At 47.0% G+C, this 9,832-nt stretch carries 9 protein-coding genes; 4 read left to right on the top strand and 5 right to left on the bottom strand.

Annotated features, from left to right (window positions below):
* Nucleotides 1–20 precede the first annotated feature (20 nt).
* Genes QXJ75_05170 through QXJ75_05180 form a run of 3 tightly spaced genes read left to right on the top strand, consistent with a single transcriptional unit; the run spans nt 21 to nt 3,468 of the window.
* Nucleotides 21–1,592, top strand: coding sequence for a type II/IV secretion system ATPase subunit (locus QXJ75_05170; GenBank protein ID MEM3737455.1), 1,572 nt, complete (start codon nt 21–23; stop codon nt 1,590–1,592).
* The gene (locus QXJ75_05175) at nt 1,589–2,569 is read left to right on the top strand and encodes a type II secretion system F family protein (protein MEM3737456.1); all 981 of its coding nucleotides are present in this window, start codon (nt 1,589–1,591) and stop codon (nt 2,567–2,569) included. The genes QXJ75_05170 and QXJ75_05175 overlap by 4 nt, the downstream gene beginning before the upstream one ends.
* On the top strand, nt 2,569–3,468 hold the full coding sequence (locus tag QXJ75_05180) for a type II secretion system F family protein (protein ID MEM3737457.1): 900 nt from the start codon (nt 2,569–2,571) through the stop codon (nt 3,466–3,468). Before QXJ75_05175 ends, QXJ75_05180 begins: the two co-directional genes overlap by 1 nt.
* Before the next feature lie 50 nt (nt 3,469–3,518).
* Here QXJ75_05180 and QXJ75_05185 read toward each other — a convergent pair whose 3' ends face one another.
* The 5 genes from QXJ75_05185 to QXJ75_05205 are packed head-to-tail and all read right to left on the bottom strand — an operon-like array spanning nt 3,519 to nt 9,099.
* Nucleotides 3,519–5,228, bottom strand: coding sequence for a hypothetical protein (locus QXJ75_05185; protein MEM3737458.1), 1,710 nt, complete (start codon nt 5,226–5,228; stop codon nt 3,519–3,521).
* Nucleotides 5,203–5,706, bottom strand: a complete 504-nt coding sequence (locus QXJ75_05190) for a hypothetical protein (protein MEM3737459.1) — start codon at nt 5,704–5,706, stop codon at nt 5,203–5,205. Before QXJ75_05190 ends, QXJ75_05185 begins: the two co-directional genes overlap by 26 nt.
* Before the next feature lie 6 nt (nt 5,707–5,712).
* Nucleotides 5,713–6,168 (bottom strand): hypothetical protein, encoded by a 456-nt coding sequence (locus QXJ75_05195; protein MEM3737460.1) that lies wholly within the window; start codon nt 6,166–6,168, stop codon nt 5,713–5,715.
* Between the two features lie 46 nt (nt 6,169–6,214).
* A complete protein-coding gene (locus tag QXJ75_05200) occupies nt 6,215–7,942 on the bottom strand; it encodes a VWA domain-containing protein (GenBank protein ID MEM3737461.1) in 1,728 nt (575 codons plus the stop codon).
* 14 nt (nt 7,943–7,956) lie between these two features.
* On the bottom strand, nt 7,957–9,099 hold the full coding sequence (locus QXJ75_05205; GenBank protein MEM3737462.1) for a MoxR family ATPase: 1,143 nt from the start codon (nt 9,097–9,099) through the stop codon (nt 7,957–7,959).
* 490 nt (nt 9,100–9,589) lie between these two features.
* Here QXJ75_05205 and QXJ75_05210 point away from each other — a divergent pair.
* On the top strand, nt 9,590–9,832 hold a 243-nt coding region (locus QXJ75_05210; GenBank protein MEM3737463.1), incomplete at its 3' end, for an archaellin/type IV pilin N-terminal domain-containing protein.

The raw sequence follows: 9,832 nt of genomic DNA on the forward strand, positions 1-9,832 counted from the left end.
GATTCAGCTGGCGGTCTGATTTGAAACGGCTATTAAAATTGGGAGAAAAGAAGGCTGAGAAGAAAATCGATGAGAGAAAGGAGAAAGCTGAATCTCCCGCCCCACCTTTACCACCGAACCTCAGAATAATTAGCATCAACAATGTTATCCCTCCATATACCCATGTAGCCGTCACAAGGGATGCAGAGGGCAAGCTAGGTTACGTGGTGATAGAGCCCCACCTATCCGACTATGAACTAAACGTAATAAATAGAATCCGAGAGATCCTTGTTGAAGAGTTAGATTTAGCCGCAGGTGAGCTGGGCACTCCAGCGAAACGTGAAGAGTTCCTTAAAGGCAAAGTTCAGGACATCATCAATAGGTATAAGATAAAGCTCGACCCTGAATCGGTGGATAAAGTAATCTACTACCTGATACGGGACTTTGTTTATTTGGGTAAGATCGAGCCATTCATGCGCGATCACATGATAGAAGACATCTCCTGCGATGCACCCAATGTGCCCATATACATCTGGCATCGCGAGTATGAGTCGTTGCCCACGAACATAACCTTCGAGCCTGAGGAGCTCAACAAATTCGTAGTGAAGTTGGCTTACCTAGCTGGTCGTCATATCTCGGTAGCCCAGCCGATTGTTGACGGATCCCTTCCAGATGGTAGCAGGATCAATTTAACCTTCGGGTCGGAGGTCACTAAGAAAGGTAGTAGCTTCACCATCCGCAAATTCAGAGCTGACCCCTTGACGATAACCGACCTCATCGCTTTCAACACGATCTCCGCGGAGATAGGCGCCTATCTATGGTTTCTCATCGAGAACAAAGCTTCTATCATAGTCTCCGGCGGCACTGCTACCGGCAAGACTACCTTCCTAAACTGCTTGGCCATGTTCATCCGACCTGAGTTGAAGATAGTGACCATCGAAGATACAGCTGAGTTAAACATACCACAGGAGAACTTGATCCAAGCTCTCACACGGAGCGGCTTCGGTATAGCTGGAAAAGCAGCGGAAATAACTCTGTTCGATCTACTTAAAAACGCCATGAGGCAGAGGCCTGACTATATTATTGTGGGTGAGATCCGTGGGGAGGAAGCCTACACGCTTCTCCAAGCGATTACAACAGGTCACGGAGGGCTAAGTAGCATGCACGCTGACTCCGTACAATCAGCCATCTACCGTTTAGAGTCCGAGCCGATGAAGATTCCCCGAAACTTCATTGCCGCTATAAACGCGATTATAATCTTGGGGAGACCTCACGCTGAGGAGAGGGCTGCTCGACGGTTGCTTACTTGCACGGAGATAATGGGTATGGATCCTGAGACCAAGCATCTATTAACCAATACGATCTACCAGTGGGACGCTGAGCGTGATGATTTTGTTCACACTGGTACCAGTAATTTTGTGAAGCGGGTTATGGCTAAGAAAAGCTTGACTGAGGCAGTGGTGAATGAGGATCTTGGGATGAAGTCCACAATCTTAAGGTGGATGGTTGAGAATAACATCAGACGACACAGCGAGGTAGCTGACATCATTAGACAGTTCTATTTTAATCCTGAACGTTTATACTCCAAGGCAAAATTCGGTCTTAAGACATGAGCAATCCAACGAGTGGAGAGAAGCCGGCTTCAAAGAAGACAAACAAGGCGAAGTCGAGTGAGAAGGTTGACTCTCCGGCTCCCATCCTTGAGAAACCTTGGTATGCAGCATACGGTTTCCTAGGACCTATAGCCGGACCTTTACTGCCACGGCTTAAAGCATTGAGGAGTAAGCTCGTCAAGGCTGGTCTCCCTGTAGACTTCAGAGCCTACGTCAGCTTCATGCTCTTCGGGACCATGGCGGCGTTCGTAGCGACATTTAGCTTCGTAGTATCTCTAGCTCTTTTTTTGCTCAAGCTGGAGAATCTTGTCTTTTTGGGTATACCGTTTACTTTCCTAGCCTTCTCAGCTTTGTCAGCTGGTCTGGCAGCGGCGGCTAGCTTCATCTCAATTTATTGTTACCCTTCGATCATGGTGTATGTCCGTAAGAACAAGATTGAACAGTCTCTCTTGGCTGCAGTGAATTACATGTCAATTCTCTCCACAGCAGGTATGTCTCCGGAGAGAATCTTCAGGTCTTTAGCGGGTAGGCCTGAGATTCCAGGCATATATGAAGATGCCAAATTGATTGTGAGGGACATAGACCTCTTCGGTAAAGACTTCGTCTCTGCCCTCCAAGATGCCCGTGAGAGATCGCCCTCTAGAATGTATTCGGAGGTCTTGGACGGTTTTATCTCCACCATCTATTCTGGTGGGGATCTCGAGAAATACCTAAAGGATAGATCCGTTGATTTGATGAGAATTCAAGTGGACTCGGTTAAAACGTTCATCAACCGGTTAGGGTTATTAGCCGAGTCAGCTGTGGCTATAATCGCCGTGTTTCCGTTACTCTTTCTGGTAATCTTCACAATGTCCTCTATACTGCCCGGAGGGATGGCGGGCGAGCCTATATTTGTCTATATTGTGCTCTACCTCATACTGCCGGCAATCTCGGCTCTGTTCCTGCTCTTTATGAGCGCGGGGGCACCTAAGAGTTGATGTTGATAGATAAACGTGAGATCAGGATCGGGTGGGCAGTTTCAGGTGGGGTTGGCGTTTCGCTTCTCTACGTAGTTGTCTTGGCACCTGTATTAACGCCGGGGGTTTCAGCTATCCTTGCGGGCGTTATTGACCCGTTGCTTTCTTCTTTGGGAGAGTTTCCAGTTGATAAGTTTCTCATAATAGTTTCAGTCATTGTTATGGGTCCACCCTCGTTACTTTACCATATGAGGCGGAGGTGGAAGCTTGCTGTAGATAGGAATCTGCCTGAGCTTTTGAGGGATGTGGCTCTCTCTCAGGCTACAGGTATGACTTTCATACGAGCCTTAGAGGTTTCATCCAAAAAGGACTATGGGCCGCTCTCGTTCTTCCTCAAGAGAGCCTTGGCGAAGATTTCTTGGGGAGTACCCTATGAGAAGGCGCTCATGGACATGGCTGACCGCATCGGTACGGTTCTGGTTAGGAGGGCGGTATTGTTGATCGTCGAGACTGGGCGGATTGGGGGTAACATCATGGAGATCATGGAGTCGATTGCGAGGCACATACGAAGTTTGGAGGCTTTGGAGAGAGAGAGGCTAACTGGGATGAGGCCTAACGTCTACATAATCTATCTGGGCTTCGTGGTATTAATGGTTACGGTCGTCTTGGTTTATACCGCATTTATATCGGAGCTATTCAGTGGAGAGTTATCCGGCAGTCTTGGGGCCATAGTGCTTCGGAGGGGGCCCTTTACACAGTCGGAGTATCTGCGGATATATCTTCACACCACAGCTATAGTGGCCTTTTTTGGGGGGTTGGTTGCTGGGCAGTTAGGGGAGGGCTCCATACAGGGAGGGTTGAAGCATACGGTGGCGATGCTGGTCGCGACCTTGATTATATTTGTGTTCTTTGTGGTTTGATGCAGTCATATGGTTAGGGGGTTGCACGCTTTCGCCACGACCAAGTCACCCTACCAGGTTACTCTGCCTATATAAATGACACGAGTTACAAAGTATCCAAGGGCATCATAGCCCTCGATATGGACTGAGAGGTCGTATGTACCTGAAGATATCGCTACCCCGGTGTCTCCAGACCTTGAAGGTATGCTCCGAGGTTGTTGGAAGTGTAGACTTATGGTTGCATTTGGCATTATTACGTTACTGTCTCTGTCCCTGTCAATCGTCTGCTCGGTGGGGTAGGATGCGTCCATGAAGCCTAGTACGAATGAGGCATAGCTCATATTTGTAGCAACATTACGCCATGTGGCTTTGGTAGCGTAGTTTACCCAGAAGGGTAAATTGCCCTGATTTCTAACATAAATATAGTAGTCGCCCCCCTCGAACTTGAAATATACTGGAAAAGTTGCGCTTGGAACTGGTGTACGCAAGTAGCTGGGGTAACTTTGTGTATCAAAGTAGAGTCTGAAGGAGTAATCGCTTACCCAACTTATAGTGCATCTGAGCCGCTGGTTGGAATTGAGAGTCACCGCGCCGAGGTTGTCTGTTCTGGTTATGGATACAATGTTATAAGAGGTGGCTGGGAGATACCAGTTTGTATCTAGAAGCGTCGAATAGACTGTCTGTCCGTCAAGCGAGACTATTTGATACTTGACATTCGCCGTCGAGCTTCTCCAACTGTGCCATATTTGATAGTAAATAGATAAACGCCACCCCCCAGCCGGGATCGTTCGCGTCCTAGTGTCATTAACTGTATAGAACATTACTGGGTTACCGCTACTTACCGTAACATAATAGTTATCAGTAAGGATTGGACTAGAGGGATCCATAACTTTCCCATTCACATAAGATGTTCGATGGAAATACAGGGTGCCATCAGTTGCAGGTATCCCACCGGACAACCCGCCTGCAACCACGGAAGTACCACTCTGCTCCGCGTACTGTACGACTTCCACTGGTACGCTAGCTGTGACGTAGTTGCCTTTAGGTGCACCGACAAACGATCCGTTAAAAGTTATCAGCGTACCTCTAGTTGCATTGATGTAAAATGTATACGTGAAAACTGCTGTCTGGTCTGGAGGTAACAATGCCAAGCTGGCGGGTGTAGGGCCTCGCACCCTTGTAGCTCCCGTAGAAGTTGTCAAAACTGGTACAAGATCGTAGAGGTAGTTATTTGATGTGTCATTATTGGTGATAAATAAAGATGCGGTGACATTATTGCCCTGAAGGACAAGGGATGAAACATGGATATGCAGCCTAGCCGTAACCCTGGGCACAAGGTTGCAGCTGACTATATTGCCCCTCTCTGTTACTACGCGTATGGCGTAATTCTTCCCAGTCGCCAAAGAAACTCGAGTAATGTTACCTACCGACTCTCCTGGTGCAAGATATAGGTTATTGAAATCGTAGCTTCTATGGTCATTATCAGTCTGGTTAATTATCCATAACTTGGTCAGATGAGCCATGCCTGTCCCCTGGTTCGTCATGTTCAGGACAAGCCTCTTCTGTGCGTTCAAGTAGGCTCTGGTTATACGTACATCTTCCTGCACCCGGCTGAGTTCAGCCTCAGTAACCTCTTGAACTGCCTTGTTATACTCGTTAAGGTTGTTTATCACCAAGAAAACCACCGAGAAACCCACGGTAAGCAGTATAAGGAAGAAGACCATGCCTATGATGGTGGCTTGCCCGTTCCGTCCCCTAAGGAGACTTCCAGTAACCACCATACATGTTCCCCCTCTCAGTCTCAACGCCCACAAGGTAAACCTTACCGCTCAACCAGCTATAAGAGACAGAGACGACCACGGACTGATCCAGTCCCAGAATCACCTCCTTGGGAAGCGTAACATCTGTCTCGTTAAATGACACTCTAATAACCTTGACAGGGGTCAACCCCGTGTTAACGACGGAAACCTTTACCTGTCCGGGAGTATAGAACCACACATCGTCAATTATGCACCGCTCTTGAATTTTCTCCTTACTTGCTCCAAGGCTTGTCTCAAAAGAAATGCTACTCTCCGCAAAGAACCTCAACCCACTCTGGAGCACCACCAAACCCGCAATAGTAACGATGCAGATCATGAGGAGCGTGGCGAAAATTGTGCTGACACCTCTCCTTCTATATCGACAAGCCTTAGACGAATACAGCTTCAGAAACCTCAAAATTCTCCCTAACCAAGACTCCAAGGCATCTGCTTGCGTCATTTTAGATTAAACTTTACGTCTCTTCTCGAGCCCTGTCAGGCTCTCCTTTATAGTCTGGAGAGCCTCCAAATGTCTCTCATGGATCTTCCTCTGCTCAGCAACCGCCTTCCGCAGTATAGGCATAACAATATTGAAGATACGGATAACCGCCTCAGGCTGATACTCTGAGAGATCGTGTAGTTTAACCTCTCCTTCCTTCAACCTAATCAGGATCACGCCTGAGCGGTCGAGGACGGCTGACTCAACTGTTTTTCCTTTGAGCTTCGGAAACTCGCCGTAAGCCGAGGGTGGGAGTTCCACTGTGTCCAACTCTGCGTGGGTTACAACTATCCTTAAGAGATCAATTATGTCCGCCTTCAGCTTGTATATCATCTGTTTAACTGTGTGAACTTGTTCAATATCGTCAACAACAACCTTCAGGTGATCTAGAAGTGTCTCAAACTCACTCTCATACGCCGCCATCTACTTCCCTTCTAGAACTTTACACAGTTCATTATTCTTCTCTGGTTCACTTATTAAAATATTCGCTGAGGGCTTTCTCCACAAGCGACTCGTAAAGGCTGACCTCATGAACTACAACACCAGAAGTAAGCGGTTTAGCTTTTTCGTGAAGGTATTCAACCTTGTCCCCTATTAAGAAGAGGTAAACCTTCCCATACCTCACCAAGACGTCAAGAAGCCCCTGAGCGTTATCTCCATCCCAGACTCCACCGTCGGTAAAGATGTAGGTAATCTGAGCGCCTGGTCTCTCCGCAGCTCTAGCCGCCAATTGAAGAGCAGGGGTGATGTTTGTATAACCCGAAGGCTCGATACTGATGATTAGGTCTTCTATAGTCTCATAATCTTTTGAATGCATTCTAACCCACTCATCATTCACTCCAGTGCTGAAGGGTATGAATGTGACGAGGTCAGACCCGTACCGGCATGCTTCAATAAGGCAGAATACAGCTTCCCTTATATTGTATATCTTATCCTGTACCGCCGTCGACCCAGAGACATCCATGATAACGCATACGTTGGCGAATTCCCTCTTCTGCCACCACTCCCACTTCTTCATTGCGAAAACCCCTGGGATGAACATGCCATAGATCCTGAACGTGTCAGGTATCGAGAGAGCCTTGATATGGTCGCCAATATTCCAAGCCCCCATCGGAGGGGGTGTATGTTGTCTCCTGAACCCTTTGAGTTCATGGGCTGTTATGATGAATACGTTATTGAAGTGAAGCTTTGTAGCAGTCTTCAGAATCTGTCTCTGTTCTCTGTCCGTCAGCTCAATATATGGTCCGCTCACGGACTCGAGGACGTCTTCTAGATAATCTGAGTACACCGATCTGTCCATAGATGTCATTCCTTCTATCAACCCTCCCCTCCTGAGGTAGTCAATGAACTCTAATATTATCTGCTCAGCCTTCTCCGCTTTACCTAAGACTCTCTCTCGCAGCGCCACTTTTCGCAGGTAGGTAATACGCTCCTTTAGATACTCGTCAAACCTCCTCCTATTCTCATCAACCTCCAGTGACGAGGTTAAGCAGAGGTGGCTGTCTTTCCAGAAAGTCTTAAGCTTGTTTGGCGTTGCTCCCATAGGGAGCAGTGTCCTCAACAATCCATCCATCTCATCTGAAGACATAGCAAAAGATGGCATTGACTCCGAGATTGAGCCGTAAACCAAGAGCTCTTGAGAGGTATCCACTGGTCGGTAAATAGCCTCTGGCGGCAGTTTATCGAGCAGGAGTCTCAGGCGAGTCGTTGGTTCAAGCGGCCGTTCGAAAAGTAGTTCGTGGAGCTCATCAGCTCTCTTAGAACCTATCTTATCCTCGCCCTCCAAGAAGGGTTTTTCTATCTCATAGAAAAGCCTAGTTAGAGGATGAGCAGTCTCTTTGAGACCTTTGAGTCTGTATCTGAAGAATTTTGGATAGATTTCAGGCTCCTCTGTGAGTAGTTTCTTGTCGACTAGGGCGTTCGAGAAGAGACCGACGAAAGTCCTACGGCCACGTAGACCGCGCTCCCACGCTAAATAGACCCAGCTCATTAGTCTCTCTAAGGTTCCGGGATAAGAAGACCTAAGTTCAACTTCCGCGAGTAGCCAGCCTTTAAGGATGTCAGCGGGTTTCTCTCTTAGATCTCTCCTAAGTAATGTGACTGTACCCCACGGGTAGGGGTCTGGAATTTCATTAGCTATTTTCAGTTCTAGCTTAGGGTTTCTTTTCTGTGCTGCAGTCTTGAAGAAGTTTTCCAATTCCTGATTGGTGGTTATGGTGCCTCAACCTCTTGACTTTTACCCTCTTTCGGCTCAACCCACTCGCAGAGGTCGGCGATAGCGAGGCACTTGGGCTTTAATTCTAGTAGCTTCTTTTTCGCATCCTCATCTCCACCTATCGCTAGCTTGAATAAACTTAGAGCTTCGTTCCATAGGTCTTCTTTGAGGGCTATGGTCTCTTTAATTCTGTGAGACACCCACTCACTCTCGTTGGCATATTTTGAGAAGACGCTTTGCTTCAATTCTAGGCGGTGTGGTAAAGTGTACTGTATAGCCCATAGGATGTCGTCGAAGGAGATCGAGTCTCTGCCCTGAATCCAAGCACGTGCCTTTGAAAGTTTCACTGCTGAATCTATCCACCTGTGGGCTATGGGGCGTTCCATTTCTGAACAGATCTCTCCTACATATGGGCAGCCTGCACACGACATCCTATATCTAGCTGAAGTTATGGATCTGTCTGTTTTCAAACATCTCCTCAGCAGTGAGGCTATCATTGTAATTCTCAGGAAGGTCTCTGCTGGAACACCAACCTTCTCCACATCCCTCCAAATCTCCGCCATCTGCTCAGTCGTCAAGACAGGCTCAGCCAAGCTTCTTAGGTCGTCGACATGCCGTTTATGGTATTTTGTGACCAACAGTCTATGTGTCTCTTTGATGCCGAGGAGTTTCACGTTGAGGAAGAAGTCTATCCTGTCCAGCAACGCTTTGACTAAGCCTACAGTGCCGATGTCGTGGGGGTTCATGTCAAGGAAACAGACGTAGTCTGGGGATCTCGCTCTCACATCAGAGAATATGACGGTCTTCTCGGAGAGGAGTTCGAGGAGTGAGTTCTGGCATTGGACATTCAGTCTTTGAACTTCATTTATGAACTTGAAGGGGGCGGTGATTAGTGCGCGGGGTGTTATGGCGCCTATCTTTGACTGTATGAACTTCTGTATGTCTAGCGCCCAGAGGATGTCGAATGTTGTGAGTTCTTGATGGCAGCGGACGATGCCCAAGTCGTTGCTGTAGAACATCTTCGCCGCTATCTCAATGAAGGTTGTCTTCCCTGTACCATAACCGCCTGATAGCAATGTCTTAGAGTCTCTACAGATAAGAGTGCAGGAGAGGAAGTTTCGGGAGTTTTCATCCGTCATAAAGAGTGAGAATATGCTGTTAATCCCTTTCAGGTACTCATCTCTATACTTGAAGGTTGGTTTTGGGGCGGGTGTGTCACTCTTTTCAATGGCTAATAACTCACTCTCCAGATTATGATGCCTCCTTTAGCGGATTTCTCTTTAAAAGAAAGTTACTACGGGTAAAGTTATATTTTAGTATTTGGTTGCTAACTTTTGGTGAGAAACTACCCAACAACCTGACCGATATTTCTCGTCTGGCTCTTTAGAGACGTATTTAGGTGGGCTTCTGTTGCTTACAAGCCTGTATGTCCGTGTAAAAATTGACGTTTTCATGGTAAAAATATCTGTCCGTGATGGCTTTCTTTGCAAAAGAATACGCCTAAAGCACATTCACATCCTTCAAAAATTGGCTATTTTTTTGAGATAGAGGAAGTTTATGAGGCGAAAATGTAATATATTGAAATATAAATAAAAATGGCGTTAAAAGCAAGATAAAGGAAGAATCTTTATGCTAGAAGATTCTACTATGCAGTACAATTCTAACAGAAAATCCCTTAAAAAGTGGTTTAAGGACGCCAAAGCAGTCTCACCCATCGTCGCAACTCTGCTGATGATAGTCATATCAGTCGTTGCTGGTGTCATGGTCTACGGTTGGATCTCCGGTTTCATATCTACTGGTGTCCCTGCAGCACCAACAGCCTACATCGTCAACATAGCATCAGTTACTGTTTATAGTGTTAACTGGAACAGC

This window comes from Candidatus Bathyarchaeia archaeon (assembly GCA_038883335.1).
Taxonomy (GTDB): Archaea; Thermoproteota; Bathyarchaeia; order Hecatellales; family Hecatellaceae; genus JAVZMI01.

Excerpts from the sequence above, each read along its gene's own strand:
- QXJ75_05205 (MEM3737462.1), bottom strand. The coding sequence starts at position 9,099 with ATGACGGATGAAAACTCCCGAAACTTCCTCTCCTGCACTCTTATCTGT.
- QXJ75_05190 (MEM3737459.1), bottom strand. The coding sequence starts at position 5,706 with ATGACGCAAGCAGATGCCTTGGAGTCTTGGTTAGGGAGAATTTTGAGG.
- QXJ75_05185 (MEM3737458.1), bottom strand. The coding sequence starts at position 5,228 with ATGGTGGTTACTGGAAGTCTCCTTAGGGGACGGAACGGGCAAGCCACC.
- QXJ75_05180 (MEM3737457.1), top strand. The coding sequence starts at position 2,569 with ATGTTGATAGATAAACGTGAGATCAGGATCGGGTGGGCAGTTTCAGGT.
- QXJ75_05195 (MEM3737460.1), bottom strand. The coding sequence starts at position 6,168 with ATGGCGGCGTATGAGAGTGAGTTTGAGACACTTCTAGATCACCTGAAG.
- QXJ75_05175 (MEM3737456.1), top strand. The coding sequence starts at position 1,589 with ATGAGCAATCCAACGAGTGGAGAGAAGCCGGCTTCAAAGAAGACAAAC.